Origin of the sequence: Saccharopolyspora gloriosae (genome assembly GCF_022828475.1) — a bacterium.
Lineage (GTDB): Bacteria > Actinomycetota > Actinomycetes > Mycobacteriales > Pseudonocardiaceae > Saccharopolyspora_C > Saccharopolyspora_C gloriosae_A.
Map to the genome: position 1 here is coordinate 2,352,882 of NZ_CP059557.1, position 17,072 is coordinate 2,369,953.

The following is a 17,072-nucleotide window of genomic DNA, read 5'->3' on the forward strand; positions in this document are numbered from 1 at the left end:
GGACGGGCGGCGCGATCGGAGGCGGCCGCCTGCTCAGCCGCGCACCTCGGCGATGGTCACCGGCCTGGCCGTCCTGCGGGACAGGTCGCAGGCTTCGGCGACGTACAGCGCTTCCAGCGCTTCAGCGGCCGTGCACGGATTCGGCCGGTGGCCGCCGGCGACCTCGATGAACTCGGCGAGCTCCGCGACGTAGGCATCGCGGAACCGCTCCAGGAACGTGCGGTAGGGCGGGGCTGACGGCCAGCGCACGCCTTCTTCCGCTGACGGCAGCGGTGCGCGCTCGTCGTTGCCCACGAACAACGCGCCCTGTGACCCGCACACCTCCAAGCGCACGTCGTGGCCTGCGCCGTTGTAGCGGGTGGCGCTGACCGTGGCCAGCAGCCCGCCGTCGAGCTCCAGGAGCGCGGCGCCGGTGTCGATGTCGTCGCCGTCCGCGAAGAACGCCGCACCTTGGTTGGCGCCTTGCGCGTACACCGAGACGACCTCACGCCCGGTGACCCATCGCAGCGCGTCGAAGTCGTGGATGCTGCAGTCCCGGAACAACCCGCCCGACGTCGGGATGTACTCGGCAGGTGGGGGATCCTGGTCTCCGGTGACGGCTCGCAGCGTGTGCAACCAGCCGAGCCGGCCCTCCCGCACCGCGTCGCGCGCGGCGCGGTAACCGGCGTCGTAACGGCGCTGGAATCCGATCTGCACCGGTGTGCTCACCGTGTCGCTGCGCTCGGCGACCTCGCGGGTTCCGGGCATGTCCAGCGCGACCGGCTTCTCGCAGAACACCGGCACGGCACGGTCCAGTGCATGGTGGATCAGCGTCGCATGCGCGTGGGTGGCCGCGGTGATCACCACTGCGTCCACGCCTCGGTCGTAGAGCTCGGCTTCGGTGCCTGCGGCTTCGGCGGCCAGCCCTTCCGCTCGGAGTTCGCTCGCGAGCCGTTGCGCTCGTTCCGGCAATGCGTCGGTGATCCGCAAGCCGGTCACTCCGTCCAGCCCGAGCAGGATGCGAGCGTGCATCGAGCCGATCCGGCCGGTACCGATCAGTCCTAACTGCATCGTCGGTTCCTTTCCGCTGATCTCCCGCCACCTGCTAGGCGTAGCGCTGCCGCATGTCCGTTTCCAGTTCTTCCAAGCTGCGGCCCTTGGTCTCGGGTACGAACCGGACGCTGAACATCAGCGAGCCGATACCCATCGCCGCGAACACCCAGAACGTCGCGCTGCCGCCGATGGCCGCCACCATCGGGGGGAACACCAGCGCCACCAGGAAGTTCGTCAGCCACAGCACCAGAATCGCCACGCCCATCGCGAAACCGCGGATCTTCAGCGGGAACAGCTCAGTGATCATCAGCCAGGTCACGGTGCTGACGCTGCTCTGCTGGAACGCCATGTAGATGACCATGAGCCCGAGCGTCAGGTAGCTGACCCAGCTCGCCCCGCCCGGTAGCAGGAACGCCAGTCCCAGCAGCACCAGGCATACCGTGACCCCGGCCTGCCCGGTGATCAGCAGCGGCCGCCTGCCGACCCGGTCCATCAGCAGCAGACCGACGAACGCGGCGAGCACCGAGATCGCGCCGATCGAGATGGTCGCCACGATGGACGCGACCTCGCCGAGCCCGGTCCGGGTGAGCAGCGTCGGCGCGAAGTAGATGATCGTGTTCACGCCGGTGATCTGCTGCACCACTGCCAGCCCGATACCGATGAAGAACACCCGGCGCAGCCACCGCGACCGCAGTTCCCGCCAGCCGGAGGTGCCGGGCTCGTGGTCGTTGACGGCGGTGATCTGCGCGAGTTCCTGCTCGGCCTCGTCGTGCGAGCGGGCTCGGTGCAGCACGCCACGGGCTTCGTCGAACCGTCGTTTGCCCGCGTACCAGCGCGGACTGTCCGGCAGGAACAACATGCCCACTCCCAGCAGCACCGCCGGGATGGTCGCGAGTCCGATCATCCAGCGCCAGGCGCCCGCTTCGGCCAGCAACGCGTTCACGATGTAGGCCACCAGTTGACCGGTGACGATCATCAGCTCGTTGAACGTGACCAGCCTGCCGCGCACCTGCGCGGGGGCCATCTCGGAGATGTACAGCGGCACCACCACCGAAGCCGCGCCCACCGCGAGTCCCAAGACCACGCGAGAGATCACCAGGATCGGGATGTCCGGGGTCAGCGCCGAGCCGAGGGTGCCCACCACGAACACCACTGCCGCGCCGATCAGCATCGGCCGCCGCCCGGCCCGGTCCGCGATCCGGCCGCCCAGCAGTGCACCGGCGGCCGCGCCGAGCAGCAGCGAACTGGTGACCAGCCCCTCGAGGAACGGGGTGAGCCCGAAGTGCGGGGTCATGAACAGCAGCGCACCGGAGATCACCCCGGTGTCGTAGCCGAACAGCGCGCCGCCCAGCGCTGAGATCACGGCGACGAGCAGGATGAAGCGCTTCGCCTTGCGCACCGCCGCGGCGTCGGCTTGCGCGCCGGTCTCGTCGTTCGAGAGCGTATTCGACATCATCGGCCCTTCGGTTCTCACCACTTGGCCAAGTATTCGGCCGTTTTCTCGCGCATGTACGTCGAGGATTCGCGGGCGCGGTCCTCCCAGGCGAACACGGCGACGGTCATGGTTCCGTCGAACCCGATCTCACGAAGCGAGTCGAAGAGCTCGTCCCAGTCGACCTCGCCCTGCCCGATGTCCAAGTGCTGGTGGACGCGGACAGGGGACCCGGGCGGGTTGACGATGTAGCGCAGCCCGGACGAGGCGGTGTGGTCGAAACTGTCGGCCAGATGCACGTGGGTGAGCAGGTCGCCCGCGTGCCGGACGATGCCCGGCGCGTCGTTGCCCATGTGGAACGTGTGCGGCGCGCAGTACAGGAATTGCACGTTCGGCGAGTTGATGCCGCGGATCATGTCGACCGCCACGTGCCCGTCCTCGACGAAGTCGTCCGGGTGCGGTTCAAGCTTGAGCGCGATCCCCTCCCGTTCGAAGATCGGCAGCAACTCCTCCATCGACTTGAAGAATTTGCCCTCGCTGCGGCTTGATTCCTCGGGCCTGCCGTTGAACTCGGAGACCATCGCGTCGACGCCGAGCAGCGAAGTGACCTCGATGGCCCGTTTCCAATACCGGACCGCGGCCTCCCGTTCCTCCTCGTCGGGGCCGGACCAGCGGTACAGCGGCAGCACCGAAGAGATGCCGACTCCGGCCGCGTCGAGTTCCCGCCGGAACCGGCGGAGGGTCTCGTCGTCGATCCGCGGGTGGCGGAAGAACGGCAGCACGTCCTCGCGCGGCGAGAGTTCGATCCACTCGTAGCCGAGTTCTGCCACGAGTTTCGGTAGTTCCAGCAGCGGGGTGAACCGGAACATGTTCGGGTCGATCGCGATCTTCACCAGTTCTCCTCGGTCGATTCCGTGACGGATGCGGTCAGGCGTAGAGCTCGGGGCGTTCGACGAGGGTGACCTCGGTCCGGGAACCGGATCGCTGCGCCGCCACGCCCGCTTCGCAAGCCGCCGCGGCGGCGTATCCATCCCAGGCGGAGGCTCCGTCGATGCCACCGGATCGGGCCGCCCGCACCCAGTGCTGGAACTCGGCGTCGAACGCCTGCCGGAACCGCGGGCGGAAATCGGCGGCGACGCCCCCGCCCCAGCGGCCGGCGTGGTGCGTGCGCATCCCGCTGTCCCCGCCGACCAGGGCGGTGCCGTTCTCGCAGACCGCTTCGCAGCGGACCTGGTAGCCGAATCCGCAGTTCACGAAGATCTCGACGTCGACGAGCACACCACCGGCGGTCTCGATCGTCACGATCTGCGGGACGCCGGCTTCGGTGCTCGCAACGAGTCCTTGCTGCCGGACGGACACCGCGGTGATCTCCGCGTCGAGCAGCCATCTGGTGGTGTCGAACTCGTGCACCACCGAGTCGGTGATCAGCATTTCGGTGCTGAATCCGGGTGGTCGCGCGGGATTCCGATGCGCGCAGTGCAACAGCAACGTGCGGCCGAGTTCGCCGGCGTCCAGTAATTCCTTGAGGTTCAGGTATTCCGGGTCGAATCGCCGCATGAAGCCGATCTGGATGAGCTTGCGGCCGCGGGCCGCTTCGGCTTGCACGACCCGCAGCGAGGACACGGGGTCGGGGGTGAGCGGCTTCTCGCACAGCACGGGGATGCCGCGTTGCACCGCCGCCAGCAGCAGCGGTTCGTGGGCGGGGCCGGGCGAAGCGATCACCACGGCGTCCACATCGGACGATTCGATGACGGCCAGCGGGTCGGCCTCGGCTCGTGCGCCGTCGACGCCGTCGACCGCGCGCTCGGCCCGCTCGATGTCGGGGTCGCCGACGGCGACCAGGCGGGCGCCGCTGAGGCGTTGGTGGATGCGGGCGGCGTGGTCGGAGCCCATCATTCCGGCTCCGACCACGCCGACCCGGAGGTCGTGCTCGCTCATGAGGTTCTCCTGCGCATCGCGCCGTACGCATGACAACGGCACGTGGCGATGTGTGCGGTGACGGTTCGAGAGGACGGCTCGGCGCCGACCGGTCCGTGGAGGGTGCTGCACGCCGGGTCTTGCCGGGGGAGGCGTCAGCGGACGCCTGCTCCGCATCGGGTCAGGTAGTCGCGGGTGCGCCGCGCGATGGGCAGCGGCACTTCCGGTGCGCACGGGTAGAGGTCCTGTTCGACGATCGCGAACAGGTCGGCGTCGAGTCCGCGAACCGCCTCGATGATCGGTTCCAGGGCAGGAACCCCGTTCGGCGGCTCGCACATCACGCCGCGCCGCACCGCCGGGCCGAAGGGCAGATCATCGTCGTGCACCCCGGCGAGCACCTGCGGATCGACCTGCTTGAGATGCAGGTAGCCGATGCGGCTCGGGTACTTCTCGATCAGCTCCAGGTTGTCCCCGCCGCAGTAGGAGATGTGCCCGGTGTCCAGGCACAACGTCACCAGCGTCGGATCGGTCATCTCCAGGAACCGTTCGACGTGCTGCTGGGTGTCGACATGGCTGTCGGCGTGCGGGTGGAACTGCAGGCGTAAGCCGAATTCCTCGTACACCGCCTTGGCGAGCCGGTCGATGCCGGTGCCCAGCGCACGCCAGGAACCGTCGTTGAGCGCGCGATCCTCGAGTTGTTCGCCGGTGGCGGGGTCGCGCCACATTTCGGGGATCACCACAAGATGTTTCGCGTCCAGCGCGGCGGTGAGTTCGGCGACCTGGCGAACGTGCTCCCAGGTCTGCGCCCAGACGTCACCGTGGTGGAACGCCGTGAAGCAGGTGCCCGCGGACAAGGTCAGTTCCCGCCGGGCGAGTTCGTCGCGCAGGCGGTGCGGATCGGTCGGCAGGTAGCCGTACGGGCCGAGTTCGATCCAGCGGTATTCGGCGGCGGCGACTTCGTCGAGGAACCGCTGCCACGGGGTCTGCTGCGCGTCTTCGGGGAACCAGACACCCCATGAATCCGGTGCCGAACCGACCCGCAGCCGGTCCCCGGCTCCGTTGCCGTTGGTCATCGAAATCTCCTTCTGCTGCTGCGTTGCGGCTGGAAGTCCGATCTGCGGCACCGGAGGAACCGGTGCGGATGTCCGCTTTCACGGCCCGGTAAGTAGTGCGGGCCGTCGGGATTCGCGGAGTGCTGGGCGGCGTCGTTCCGAGGGTGTCGTTCGGGGCCGACTGTGACGCCGATCTCCGTGTGTTCGGTAGCGGTAGTTTTCACCGCGGCACGGGCCGTGTCAAGAATTAGTCCTGACATACTTACGTACGGATGAACTCGGTGATCCGCTCGGGGGAGGCTGCGGCGCCGATTCCACTCGAGTGATCGACACCGCGACGGGGCAGCCGGGCGCGTGAGGTGTCGCGGCCGGATCGGGACGTGGCTAAGGGGTCCTGATCGGCGGCGGTGGGCGCGGTCAGGCGTGGTGCGGGCCGGCCGCGGGTGTGCCGACGGAATCCGGTCGGCGTCGAAAGCGGAGTGCGCGGCTCAGACGTCGCCGCGCAGCGAGAGGTCGAACGAATAGCGGGACGCCCGGTACACGTGCGAGCCGTACTCGACGATCCGCCCGGACTGGTCGTAGGTGGTGCGTTCCATGGTCAGCAGCGCCGCGCCCTCGGGCTCGTCCAGCAACTCGGCGTCCTGCTTGGTCGCGACGCGTGCGCCGATCGTTTGGCGCGCGGCGTGCAGCGGCACGCCCGCGTTGCGCAGCAGCTGGTAGAGCCCGCGCTCGATCAGCGAGTCCGTCGAGGGGTGGATCAGTTCGGCGGGCAGGAAGTTGTTCATCCGCGCGATCGGTTCACCGCTGGCGTACCGGACGCGTTCCAGGTGCAGCACGCTGTCGGTGCGGGTGAGCCCGAGCGTGCCGGTGAGCTCGTTCGGCACCAGCTCGACCTCGTTGATCAGCACCTGGGTGCTGGGGCTGCGGTCGATCTCGGTGAGGTCGTCGAACAGGCTGCTCAGCTCCACGGAGCGCTTCACCTTGTTGAACACGACCTGGGTCCCCGCGCCGCGCTTGCGCACGACGAGGCCCTTGTCGACCAGTGAGCCGATGGCCTGCCGGACCGTCGGCCGGGACAGCCCGAGGCGGCCTGCCAGTTCGATCTCGTTGTCCAGCCGGGTGCCGACCGGCAGGTCGCCGGACTCGATGGCCGCCTCGATCTGGGTGGCCACCTGGTGGTACAGCGGGATGGGGCTGGTGTGGTCCACGGTGATCCGGCTGGCCGGGTCCCAGGTGGAAGTCCCGGTCGTACGCGGGGATCGGTGCTGCATGGAGGTCACGTTCCTTACGGTAGCAAGATCGGGTGTCACCCTTAAGTAAGTATGTCCGGACATACTATTGACATGCGGCGTGACACCCGAGTAGACACGAAATCACAGCGCGCGGCGCGGTATTCGGCCCCTCCGTTCCAACGATCCCGCCGTCCTTGCACGCGCGGTCCCGCGATCCCGGTATCCGACGAACCCCGGTTCTGGACACCGGAAAGAGATCGGTACCTGAAATCCGCCCGCCACCCGGACATCCGGCACCTCGCCGGGTGCTCCGGGGGCGTTCAGATAGTCCCAGCCCTCGCCGATTCCCTTCCCTGAGCCCGTTTCGGAGGTCAGCCCGATGAGCATCCCGTTCGACGTCATCACCATGGGCCGTATCGGGGTCGACGTGTACCCGTTGCAGACGGGCGTGCCACTGCCGCAGGTCGAGACGTTCGGCAAGTACCTCGGAGGATCGGCCACGAACGTCGCGGTCGCGGCTTCTCGGCTCGGACGTGCCACGGCGGTGATCAGCCGGACCGGCGCCGATCCGTTCGGTGAATACGTGCACCAGGCATTGCGCGGGTTCGGCGTGGACGATCGCTGGGTCACGCCGGTCGAGCGGTACCCGACTCCGGTGACCTTCTGCGAGCTGTTCCCGCCGGACGATTTCCCGCTGTACTTCTACCGCTATCCGAAGGCCCCGGACTTGGAGATCCGGACCGGTGAACTCGATCTCGACGCCGTCGCCGATGCCCGGATCTTCTGGATCACCGGCACCGGACTCGCCGAGGAACCGAGCAGATCGGCGACCTTGACGGCGCTGGAACATCGGGCGCGGCGTGGGCACACCGTGTTCGACCTGGACTGGCGGCCGATGTTCTGGCCCGATCACAACGAAGCGACCTCCTGGTACCGGCGGGCGCTGCAGCACGCCACCGTCGCGGTCGGCAACCTCGACGAGTGCGAACGGGCCGTCGGCACCCGTGATCCGGACGCAGCCGCCGATGCGCTGCTGGCCGCCGGAGTGGAACTGGCCGTGGTCAAGCAAGGGCCGAACGGGGTGCTCGCGCGCACCGCCACCGCGGAGGTCGTGGCACCACCGGTGCCGGTCGACGTCGTCAACGGTCTCGGCGCCGGCGATGCCTTCGGCGGCGCGCTGTGCCATGGCCTGCTCGCGGGGTGGGAACCGGCGCGCACGATGCGCTTCGCCAACGCCGCCGGGGCATTGGTGGCCTCCCGGCTCGCCTGTTCGTCCGCGATGCCTTACGTGCACGAGATCGAAAGTCTTCTGTCCGCCGACCGCCCCGGTGCCACCCGCTGAGCGGCTAGTGCGAAAGCGAGAACAGTGACCACTTTGAGCATCACCGATCTCACGCGGGTACGCGCCACTCGCCCGGAGGCGATCCGGGAGGCGGCCGCGGCCCGCCGTCGCAGGCCGCTGTTGAGCGAGAACGGCAGGCTGCTGGTCATCGCCGCCGACCATCCGGCCCGGGGCGCGCTGGGCGCCGGTGACGACGCGCTCGCGATGGCGAACCGGTACGACCTGTTGGAGCGGCTGTGCATCGCGCTCGCGCGGCCAGGAGTCGACGGCGTGCTGGGCACTTCCGACGTGCTCGACGATCTGTTGTTGCTCGGGGCGTTGGAGGACAAGGTCGTGATCGGTTCGATGAACCGGGGCGGGCTGGCCGGAGCACAGTTCGAATTGGACGATCGGTTCACCGGGCACCGCGCGGCGGACATCGAACAATTGCGTTTCGACGGTGGAAAACTCTTGCTGCGCCTCGACTACACCGACCCGGGTTCATTGGAGACGATGTGCGGCGCCGCGCAAGCGGTCAACGATCTCGCCGAACGCGGGCTGATGGCGATGGTCGAACCGTTCCTGTCTCGCCGGGTGAACGGCAAGGTGCGCAACGACCTGTCCGCGGAGGCGGTGACCCGGTCCATCGCGATCGCCGCCGGGCTGGGCGGAACGTCCGCCTACACCTGGCTCAAAGTGCCCGTGGTGGACGAAATCGAGCGGATCGGCCCGGTAATGGAGACCACAACACTGCCCACCGTGCTGCTGGGCGGCGAGGTCGCAGCGGATCAAGACGCGACGTTCGCGCAGTGGGGGAAAGCGCTGCGACTGCCGAACGTGCAGGGGCTCGTCGTAGGTCGGAGCCTGCTCTATCCGCCGGACGGGGATGTGGCCTCAGCGGTGGACACCGCAGTCCGATTGTTGTGACGGACCGGATCTTTTCCACGTTGTGGGGCGAGTAGCGGGGCCTCAGCTGTCCGCTCGCTGTGGGATGACACCTGAGAACCCCGGTGGTCGTTCTGCTCGGGTGGTCACTGCTCAGTGGCTGTGTCGCTGGCAAGAGGCTGATCAAAACCATTTCCGAACGGAGAACCAAAGGGTTCTAGGACGGAGGAGGAAGTGTTGGCGGACAACCGTTTCTACCGGCCTGCGGGCGTGGCGGCGCGCGGTGACTACGCCGTGCACGTCGACCCGGAGACTGCCGGGTGGGGCTACTCGTCGTTGCGCGTGCTGGAACTTGAAGCGGGCGCGGAACACGAACTCTCCACTGAGGACAGTGAATGGATCGTGCTGCCGCTCACCGGCGGTTGCACCGTTCGATCCGAGGACGACAGTGGTGGCGAGACCGAGGTGTTCGAACTCGCGGGCCGCAGCAGCGTCTTCCGCGGCGTCACCGATTTCGCCTACGTGCCCAGGGATTCGCGGGTGCGGATCAGCACCGAAGCGGGCGGCAGGTTCGCGCTCACCGGCGCCGAGTGCGAGCGGCGGCTGCCCGCGCGCTACGGCGCGGCCTCCGACGTACCGGTCGAGCTGCGCGGTGCGGGGCAGGCGAGCAGGCAGGTGAACAACTTCGGTGCGGCGCACGTGTTCGAGGCGGACCGGCTGATCGCGGTGGAGGTGCTGACCCCGGCGGGGAACTGGTCGTCCTTCCCGCCGCACAAGCACGACACCGAACGCGAGGGCGAGTCTCGGCTGGAGGAGATCTACTACTTCGAGATCGACGCGGGCCACGGTGCCGACGGGGTCGGCTACCAGCGGGTGTACCCGTCCGGTCCGGGCCGGGACACCGATGTGCTGGCGGAGGTGCGCAGCGGTGACGTGGTGCTGATCCCCGACGGCTGGCACGGTCCGTCGATGGCGGTGCCCGGCTACGACATGTACTACCTGAACGTCATGGCCGGGCCTTCCCCGGACCGGGCATGGCTGATCTGCGACGACCCGGCGCACGCGTGGGTGCGCGAGACTTGGCGGGACCAGCCGGTGGATCCGCGGTTGCCGCTGTACGCGGCTCCGGCCGCTGAGCAGGGGAGGGATCAACGATGACCTCGGGAACCAGACGGCTGACCGTCGCGCAGGCGCTGGTGCGGTTCCTGGCGCGGCAGCACACCGAACGCGACGGGGAACGTGTCCGTTCGATCGCCGGATGCTGGGGGATCTTCGGTCACGGCAACGTGGCCGGAGTCGGGCAGGCGCTGCTGGAGACGCCCGAACTGCCGTACCTCCAGGGCCGCAACGAGCAGGCGATGGTGCACGCGGCGGTCGGTTACGCGCGGCAGCGGAACCGGCTTTCCACCTACGCGTGCACGACGTCGATCGGCCCCGGCGCCACGAACCTCGTCACCGGCGCCGCGCTGGCCACGATCAATCACCTGCCGGTGCTCCTGCTGCCCGGGGACGTGTTCGCGACCCGGCCGGCGGATCCGGTGCTGCAACAACTCGAACTGCCGCATGCGCGGGACGTGTCGGTGAACGACGCACTGCGCCCGGTGTCCCGGTACTTCGACCGGATCTGGCGTCCCGAGGCGCTGATCCCGTCCGCGCTGGAGGCGATGCGGGTGCTGACCGACCCGGTGCAGACCGGTGCGGTGACGCTGGCCCTCCCGCAGGACGTGCAGGCCGAAGCGCACGACTGGCCCGAGGAGTTCTTCGCCGAGCGGACCTGGCGGGTGGACCGTCCGCGGGCCGACCCGCGGTCCTTGACCGAAGCGGCCGACCGGATCCGCGCCGCCCGCCGTCCGTTGATCATCGCAGGTGGCGGGGTGCATCACAGCGGGGCGGAGCAGGCGTTGGGCGAGCTCGCCGCGGTCACGGGGATCCCGGTGGCCGAGACGCAGGCGGGACGCGGTTCGCTGCGGTACGACGATCCTCGCGAACTCGGTTCGATCGGGCACACCGGCACCGCGGCCTCCGATGACGTCGCGCGGCAAGCGGACCTGATCATCGGTGTCGGCACCCGTTACTCGGACTTCACCACGGCTTCGCGCACCTTGTTCGCGAATCCCGAGGTGCGGTTCGTGAACGTCAACATCGCCGCGGCGGATGCGCACAAGCAGGCCGCGATACCGGTGGTCGGGGACGCGCGGGCGGTGCTCACCGAACTCGCCGAGCGGTTGGCCGGCCACCACGTCGCCGCGGACTACGTGCGGGAGTACCGCGCGGCGGCGAGCAGCTGGGCCGAGGTCGTGGACGGCGTCACCCGGGCGGCCGACGGCGCGGAGCGACCCGGCCAGGCCGAAGTGATCGGGGCGCTCGACCAGGTCCTCGACGAGCGTGATGTGGTGATCAACGCGGCGGGGTCGTTGCCGGAGGACCTCAACAAGCTGTGGCGGGCCAGGCAACCGAGTCAGTACCACGTGGAGTACGGCTTTTCCTGCATGGGCTATGAGATTCCGGCGGCCATCGGCGCGCGCCTGGCCGATCCGGACCGCGAGGTGTTCGCGCTCGTGGGCGACGGGACGTATCTGATGCTGCCGACGGAACTGGTGACCGCGGTGCAAGAAGGCATCAAGATCAACCTCGTGCTGGTGCAGAACCACGGTTACGCGTCCATCGGCGGCTTGTCGGAGAAGGTCGGTGCGGAACGCTTCGGCACCGCATACCGGTTCCGCGATCAGGACGGCCGGTTCACCGGAGCTCCGCTGCCGGTGGACTTGGCGGCGAACGTGCGGAGCCTCGGCGTGGACGTGTTGCACGCGGACACCGTCGACGAACTGCGCGAGGCGTTGCGCGCCGCGCGGGCGGCGGACCGGCCGACGGCGGTGTACGTGGAAACCGACCCGGAGAAAGCTCAGTTACCGCCCGAGGCGTGGTGGGACGTGCCGGTGGCCGAGGTGTCGGCGCTGGAGAGCACCCGCTCGGCCCGGGAGAACTACGAGCAGCAGAAACGAAACCAGCGGCACCACCTGTGACCGCTTTGCCTCGAACCCGGGCGGAGAGCTCCGCTGGCTCCCTCGCGGCGGGTGCGTGGGACCGGGAACCGTCGGTTCGACGCGGTGGGTGAACACGGGTGTCCGGAAACGGATTCGCCCCGATCGGAAGGGTTCAGGAGATCGTGAACGGTATTCGGCATTGGATCAACGGGCAGTCCGCCGACGGTACGTCGGGCCGGTACGGGCAGGTGACGAACCCGGCGACCGGGAGCGTCACGGGGCAGGTCCCGCTGGCGAGCGTGGACGAGGTGGACACCGCCGTCGGTGCGGCGGCGAAGGCGTACGACTCGTGGTCGACGTCCTCGTTGGCGAAGCGGACGCAGGTGCTGTTCAAGTACCGCGAGCTGCTCGACGCCCACCGCGACGAGATCGCTGCGCTGATCACCGCCGAGCACGGCAAGGTGCACTCCGACGCGCTCGGCGAGGTCGCGCGCGGGCTGGAGATCGTGGAACTGGCCTGCGGAATACCGCAGCTGCTCAAGGGGCAGAGCTCCACGCAGGTCTCCTCCAGGGTCGACGTCGAATCCATCCGGCAACCGGTCGGGGTGGTCGCGAGCATCACGCCGTTCAACTTCCCGGCGATGGTGCCGCTGTGGATGTTCCCGCTCGCCATCGCCTGCGGGAACACCGTGGTGCTCAAGCCCAGCGAGAAGGACCCCTCGGCAACGCAGCGCCTCGTCGAACTCGCCGCTGAGGCGGGCTTGCCGGACGGCGTGCTGAACCTGGTGCACGGCGACAAGGTGGCCGTCGACCGGCTGTTGACGCACCCGGACGTCGCGGCGGTGAGCTTCGTCGGTTCCACCCCGATCGCGCGGTACGTGCAGCAGACCGCCGTGGCGCACGGCAAGCGTGTTCAGGCGCTGGCGGGCGCGAAGAACCACATGCTGGTGCTTCCGGACGCCGATTTGGATCAAGCGGCGGACGCCGCGGTCTCGGCGGCGTACGGGTCGGCCGGGGAACGCTGCATGGCCGTGTCGGTCGTGGTCGCGGTCGATCCGATCGGTGATGAGCTCGTCGGCCGGATCGCCGAGCGAGCTCGGGTGCTGACGATCGGCCCCGGCGATCAGGAAACATCGGAGATGGGGCCGCTGGTCACCGCGGAGCACCGGGAGAAGGTGGCCTCCTACGTGCCGCTGGCTCGGGAGCAGGGAGCGGAGGTCGTCGTAGACGGTACCGAGCTCACCGTGCCGGGACATGAAGACGGTTTCTTCCTCGGCGTCAGCCTGCTGGACAAGGTCACCCCGGAGATGGACGCCTACGCCGACGAGATTTTCGGTCCGGTGTTGTGCGTGGTGCGGGCGAGTGATTACCGGGAGGCCGTCGAACTGATCAACTCGTCGCGCTGGGGCAATGGCACGGCGATCTTCACGCGCGACGGCGGCGCGGCACGCCGATTCCAGTTGGAGGTGGAGGCAGGCATGGTCGGCGTGAACGTGCCGATCCCCGTGCCCGTCGGATACCACTCCTTCGGCGGGTGGAAGGAGTCGCTGTTCGGTGACCACCACATCTACGGCGCCGACGGGGTGCACTTCTACACGCGCGGCAAGGTCATCACGACCCGCTGGCCGGACCCGAGCGACGGCGGCGTGGACTTGGGCTTCACGCAGAACAGCTGATCTCCCCGGAATGTCCGCTTCGGGATTTCCGAAGTGCGGTGAACCATGGGCTTATGTCACCCAGAGCGGTTAGGCTGGGGGCCGCGGCGTGAAGAGCTGGCCGTGCCGGTCGCAGGGCGCCACCTCGACGACCGGGCACGGCTGTGCCGGGTGGCCACAAGGGAGGGGCGGCTCCGCCGCCTCGGCCGCCCGTGTGGAAAGGCCCGCTGACTCCAGAGTCAGCGGGTTTTTCGCGTTCCGGGGCCGGTCAGGTCATCGCTTGGGCATCAGGATCCACAGCGCCAGGTAGATCAGGAACTGCGGTCCCGGCAGGATGCAGGAGATCACGAACAGGAACCGGACCAGGCCGACGCTCCAGCCGAAGCGGTGCGCGATGCCCGCGCACACTCCCGCGATCATGGCTCCTTGACGGGGTCGTTCCAGCGATATCGTCATGACCGCAGGGTGCCCACAGACACCGCTGTTCACGCCTCACCGGACTCGGGTGCGGGTTCGCCGAGCGCGTGCTGAGCTGAGCGAATGGCCGGGGAACAGGTGCCGGAGGCGGTGCTGCGGGAGCTCTACCAGGGCGATCCGGCGGAGTTCGTCGCCGCCCGCGACCGCCGGGTGGAGCGGGCGCGGAAGTCCGGGGACGAGGAGTTCGCGTCGGCGCTCAAGGCGTTGCGGAAGCCGACGACGGCGGCGTGGGCGGTGAACCGGGTGTCCACCGAGCAACGGGATCGGGTCGCCGAGCTGATCGAGGTGGGCGACGAGCTGCGCGCGGCGCAGCGCGGGTTGCGCGGAGATGAGATCCGGCGGCTGGATCGGCGACGCGCGGAACTCGTCCGGGAGCTGACGGAACGGGCCGCCGACGTGGTGTCCCGCAGCGGGAAGGCGCTGGGGGAGCAGGCGCGGCGGCAGGTGGAGTCGACGTTCGGCGCCGCCGTCGCCGAACCGGAGTCGGGGCGCCGGGTTCGGGCGGGCGCGCTCAGCGGCGCGTTGACTTACAGCGGTTTCGGCTTGGACGAGTTGTCGGTCGCCGCCATGCGCAGCGCTACGTCGAGCCGCCGCGGGCACGAGTCCGGCGGTCGTCGTCGCGGTCGCGTGCGCACCAGGGGCGGGAGCGGGGAGGAGGCGACGGTTAGCCCGGAACGTTCCGGCGGGGGCGGCGAGGAGCACCGGTCCGGCCCCGACCGGCGAGCCGTCGGCGATCGCAAGGCTCGGCGCAGCGACGACACTTCCGCGCCCGCTACCGGGAAGCGGGAGATGGCGGAGTCTTCTGGACTCGCTGCGGGGAAGCGGGGGACGGCGGAGTCTTCTGGACTCGCTGCGGGGAAGCGGGGGACGGCGGAGTCTTCTGGACTCGCTGCGGGGAAGCGGGGGACGGCGGAGTCTTCTGGACCCGCTGCGGGGAAGCGGGGGACAGCGGAGTCTTCTGGACCCGCTGCCGGGAAGCGGGGGACAGCGAAATCTTCTGGACCCGCTGCCGGGAAGCGGGGGACAGCGAAATCCTCCGCACCCGCTACCGAGAAGACGGAGCGCGCCGGGCGGGTGAAGACGGACCGCGCGCCGGAAGCTCGTCCGCGAACGGGCGGCACCCGGGACCGTCCCAGTCCCGAAGCGGACTCCGGCGTGGACGAGGCGGCCGAGTTGCTGCGGCAGGCCGAGGACGGGCTGCGCGCGGCCGAACGGGAACGCGATGATCAGGAACGGGACCGCGATGAGCTTCGCGACCGCCTCGACGACTTGTCCGCGCGGCTGCGGGACACGACGCGGAAGGTGAGCAAGTTGCGGCGGCGGCGGGACACGGCGCGGCGCCACTACGACTCCCTGCGGAAACGTCGCTGAACGAGGGCAATGGTTTCACCGGGAAGACGGATGCGCCACGATCTCGGCCACGCTTCGTGTCCGCATTCGTGCCGGTGGCCGTTCGAGCGGCGCCGGTACGTCGCTGTCGCCGCGCTGAGCCGAGTGAGGTCCGGTCGGTTTCGGGCGCCGGCGGCGCTCGCCGCGCTGGTGTGCGCGAATCGCCACGATCTGCCCGCGGTGGGCCGGGCATTGCGCAACGTCGGCTCCGGCGTCCTACGGGGTCTCGGTGGGCGTGTCGGTTGCGGCGGTGCGGGGGTTTTGTGTTCTGGCTGCCGCCGGCGTGGGGCGGGCTGGTGGGCGTGGTGGCTGCGCGCCTCACCCGGTTAGCCCAATCGGTCGCGCAGCGAGGCCCGCACGTCACATCTGGTTGATCTTGAAACGGACGGAACAACTATCATGGCCGCGCGGTCGTGGCTGGCCGATCGCCGATGGTGGACGGAGTTTCGTGCGCGGGGTCGACTATTACGAGTTGCTGGGCGTGGATCGGTCGGCGTCGAGCGCCGAGATCAAGTCCGCGTACCGGACCTTGGCGCGCACCATGCACCCGGACGTCGGCGGCACCACGGGCACGTTCCGGCTGCTGCAGCAGGCCTACGAGACGCTCAACGATCCGGTTCGCCGCGCCGACTACGACGGTGATCCGCCTGCCGAACCGGAGCCGGAACCGCAGTCTGCCGGGCCGCAGCGTTCGCCGTCGCGGCGCTGGGTGTACCGGCCCGGCAAGCGTCGCGACTTCGGCGACGACCCGAGTTTCACCCCGCCCGAGCCGGATCTGGACTCGGCCGACATTCCGTGGTGGGACGAGGTCGATCCGGCCGAGCGAGTGGTGTACCTGCCGGTCACGGCTCCGGACCGGGTCCCGGCGCTCGCGTTGGCCGGAGGTTGGGTGCTGCTGGCGGCCGCCGGGTTGCTGGTGGGGTTGAGCGGCGTGCTGCTCGGTGTGTGGCTGACGTTGCTGGTGTCGGCCGGGGTCGTGGTGCTGGTGCTGTTGCGCCGCCTGCTGGAGGCGCATCGCACGGACCGGCTGTTCGAAGCCGAGAACCGGGGCCGCGTGTTCGGCGGCACCGCCGAAGAGGAGGTCGCCGCGGACGAGGCGGTCAAGCAGCGTTCCGCGGAGCTGTTGGCCGATCACCTGACCCGGCTTCCAGGGGTGCGGATCTTCCACGGAATCGCCTGGCCGGGCTCGGTGTTCGCCGACATCGATCACGCGGTGCTGTGCGGACGCCGGCTGGTGCTGATCGAGTCGAAGCGGTGGTTGCCGGGGCATTACGAGATCGACGAGGACTGCGAGGTGTGGCGCAACGGCCACCTGTTCCGCGGTGGCACCACCCGGCTCGCCAACGGTGTGGCCGCGTTCGAGGCGTTGCTGCCGGAGGTCGAGGTGCGCGGCGTGCTGCTGCTGTACCCGAACCGGGCGGGTGAGATCACCATCGGCGAATCCGACGAGGACGCGGCGGTCGAGCCGCTGACCCCGGAGGCCTTGGTGCGCGAGGTGGGCGAGTGGCTGGCCGAGGAGCCCGCGGCCGTCGATCGCGATGCGTTCACGATGGTGCTCGCGCAAGTGGTGACGCGGTGAGACGATCGCCCGATCGGCCCTGATCAGGCGAAATTCACCATGGTGTGAGGTGCGGTTCGTTGCTTGGCGGCTCGGGTACCTGAAGTGTGGGCCGTACAGCCGATCCGAGCCCCCGCC

Annotated in this window: 14 protein-coding genes; 7 read left to right on the forward strand and 7 right to left on the reverse strand. The window is 69.1% G+C overall.

What is annotated here, in order from left to right; genetic code table 11:
- Nucleotides 1-33: 33 nt before the first annotated feature.
- The 6 genes from H2Q94_RS09990 to H2Q94_RS10015 all read right to left on the reverse strand — a co-directional run bounded on the left by H2Q94_RS09990 (nucleotide 34) and on the right by H2Q94_RS10015 (nucleotide 6,704).
- Nucleotides 34-1,050: a Gfo/Idh/MocA family protein gene (locus H2Q94_RS09990; protein ID WP_243794178.1), complete on the reverse strand. Its 1,017-nt coding sequence runs from the start codon at nucleotides 1,048-1,050 to the stop codon at nucleotides 34-36.
- Between the two features lie 34 nt (nucleotides 1,051-1,084).
- Nucleotides 1,085-2,488 carry a sugar porter family MFS transporter gene (locus H2Q94_RS09995; RefSeq protein ID WP_243794179.1) on the reverse strand — a complete coding sequence of 468 codons (1,404 nt, stop codon included), beginning with the start codon at nucleotides 2,486-2,488 and terminating at the stop codon, nucleotides 1,085-1,087.
- A gap of 14 nt (nucleotides 2,489-2,502) precedes the next feature.
- Nucleotides 2,503-3,357 (reverse strand): sugar phosphate isomerase/epimerase family protein, encoded by an 855-nt coding sequence (locus H2Q94_RS10000; RefSeq protein WP_243794180.1) that lies wholly within the window; start codon nucleotides 3,355-3,357, stop codon nucleotides 2,503-2,505.
- A 34-nt stretch (nucleotides 3,358-3,391) separates the two neighbouring features.
- Complete coding sequence (locus H2Q94_RS10005; protein ID WP_243794181.1) at nucleotides 3,392-4,402, reverse strand: Gfo/Idh/MocA family oxidoreductase; 1,011 nt, start codon at nucleotides 4,400-4,402, stop codon at nucleotides 3,392-3,394.
- Between the two features lie 134 nt (nucleotides 4,403-4,536).
- Nucleotides 4,537-5,454, reverse strand: coding sequence for a sugar phosphate isomerase/epimerase family protein (locus H2Q94_RS10010; RefSeq protein WP_243794182.1), 918 nt, complete (start codon nucleotides 5,452-5,454; stop codon nucleotides 4,537-4,539).
- Between the two features lie 467 nt (nucleotides 5,455-5,921).
- Nucleotides 5,922-6,704: a GntR family transcriptional regulator gene (locus H2Q94_RS10015; RefSeq protein ID WP_243795641.1), complete on the reverse strand. Its 783-nt coding sequence runs from the start codon at nucleotides 6,702-6,704 to the stop codon at nucleotides 5,922-5,924.
- A 340-nt stretch (nucleotides 6,705-7,044) separates the two neighbouring features.
- On the opposite strand from H2Q94_RS10015, the gene iolC reads away from it, so the two are divergent.
- The 5 genes from iolC (at nucleotide 7,045) to H2Q94_RS10040 (ending at nucleotide 13,531) form a co-directional block, all read left to right on the forward strand.
- On the forward strand, nucleotides 7,045-8,007 hold the full coding sequence (gene iolC / locus H2Q94_RS10020) for a 5-dehydro-2-deoxygluconokinase (protein ID WP_243794185.1): 963 nt from the start codon (nucleotides 7,045-7,047) through the stop codon (nucleotides 8,005-8,007).
- A 24-nt stretch (nucleotides 8,008-8,031) separates the two neighbouring features.
- Entirely contained in the window at nucleotides 8,032-8,913 is an 882-nt protein-coding gene (locus H2Q94_RS10025) for a Cgl0159 family (beta/alpha)8-fold protein (protein WP_243794187.1), read from the forward strand.
- Nucleotides 8,914-9,105: 192 nt separating this feature from the next.
- The gene (gene iolB / locus H2Q94_RS10030) at nucleotides 9,106-10,029 is read left to right on the forward strand and encodes a 5-deoxy-glucuronate isomerase (RefSeq protein ID WP_397545452.1); all 924 of its coding nucleotides are present in this window, start codon (nucleotides 9,106-9,108) and stop codon (nucleotides 10,027-10,029) included.
- Nucleotides 10,026-11,894: a 3D-(3,5/4)-trihydroxycyclohexane-1,2-dione acylhydrolase (decyclizing) gene (gene iolD, locus H2Q94_RS10035; RefSeq protein ID WP_243794190.1), complete on the forward strand. Its 1,869-nt coding sequence runs from the start codon at nucleotides 10,026-10,028 to the stop codon at nucleotides 11,892-11,894. The genes iolB and iolD overlap by 4 nt, the downstream gene beginning before the upstream one ends.
- 140 nt (nucleotides 11,895-12,034) lie before the next feature.
- Nucleotides 12,035-13,531 (forward strand): CoA-acylating methylmalonate-semialdehyde dehydrogenase, encoded by a 1,497-nt coding sequence (locus H2Q94_RS10040; protein WP_309501169.1) that lies wholly within the window; start codon nucleotides 12,035-12,037, stop codon nucleotides 13,529-13,531.
- Between the two features lie 252 nt (nucleotides 13,532-13,783).
- Here H2Q94_RS10040 and H2Q94_RS10045 read toward each other — a convergent pair whose 3' ends face one another.
- Nucleotides 13,784-13,966, reverse strand: a complete 183-nt coding sequence (locus H2Q94_RS10045) for a PspC domain-containing protein (protein WP_243794192.1) — start codon at nucleotides 13,964-13,966, stop codon at nucleotides 13,784-13,786.
- Nucleotides 13,967-14,050: 84 nt separating this feature from the next.
- On the opposite strand from H2Q94_RS10045, the gene H2Q94_RS10050 reads away from it, so the two are divergent.
- Entirely contained in the window at nucleotides 14,051-15,358 is a 1,308-nt protein-coding gene (locus H2Q94_RS10050) for a hypothetical protein (protein WP_243794193.1), read from the forward strand.
- Nucleotides 15,359-15,824: 466 nt separating this feature from the next.
- On the forward strand, nucleotides 15,825-16,955 hold the full coding sequence (locus H2Q94_RS10055; RefSeq protein WP_243794194.1) for a J domain-containing protein: 1,131 nt from the start codon (nucleotides 15,825-15,827) through the stop codon (nucleotides 16,953-16,955).
- Nucleotides 16,956-17,072 lie beyond the last annotated feature (117 nt).

Bases quoted from the DNA above. Each gene is read 5' to 3' on its own strand.
- H2Q94_RS09990 (WP_243794178.1), bottom strand. From the start codon at position 1,050: ATGCAGTTAGGACTGATCGGTACCGGCCGGATCGGCTCGATGCACGCT.
- H2Q94_RS09995 (WP_243794179.1), bottom strand. From the start codon at position 2,488: ATGATGTCGAATACGCTCTCGAACGACGAGACCGGCGCGCAAGCCGAC.
- H2Q94_RS10005 (WP_243794181.1), bottom strand. From the start codon at position 4,402: ATGAGCGAGCACGACCTCCGGGTCGGCGTGGTCGGAGCCGGAATGATG.
- H2Q94_RS10010 (WP_243794182.1), bottom strand. From the start codon at position 5,454: ATGACCAACGGCAACGGAGCCGGGGACCGGCTGCGGGTCGGTTCGGCA.
- H2Q94_RS10015 (WP_243795641.1), bottom strand. From the start codon at position 6,704: ATGCAGCACCGATCCCCGCGTACGACCGGGACTTCCACCTGGGACCCG.
- iolC (WP_243794185.1), top strand. From the start codon at position 7,045: ATGAGCATCCCGTTCGACGTCATCACCATGGGCCGTATCGGGGTCGAC.
- iolD (WP_243794190.1), top strand. From the start codon at position 10,026: ATGACCTCGGGAACCAGACGGCTGACCGTCGCGCAGGCGCTGGTGCGG.
- H2Q94_RS10045 (WP_243794192.1), bottom strand. From the start codon at position 13,966: ATGACGATATCGCTGGAACGACCCCGTCAAGGAGCCATGATCGCGGGA.
- H2Q94_RS10050 (WP_243794193.1), top strand. From the start codon at position 14,051: ATGGCCGGGGAACAGGTGCCGGAGGCGGTGCTGCGGGAGCTCTACCAG.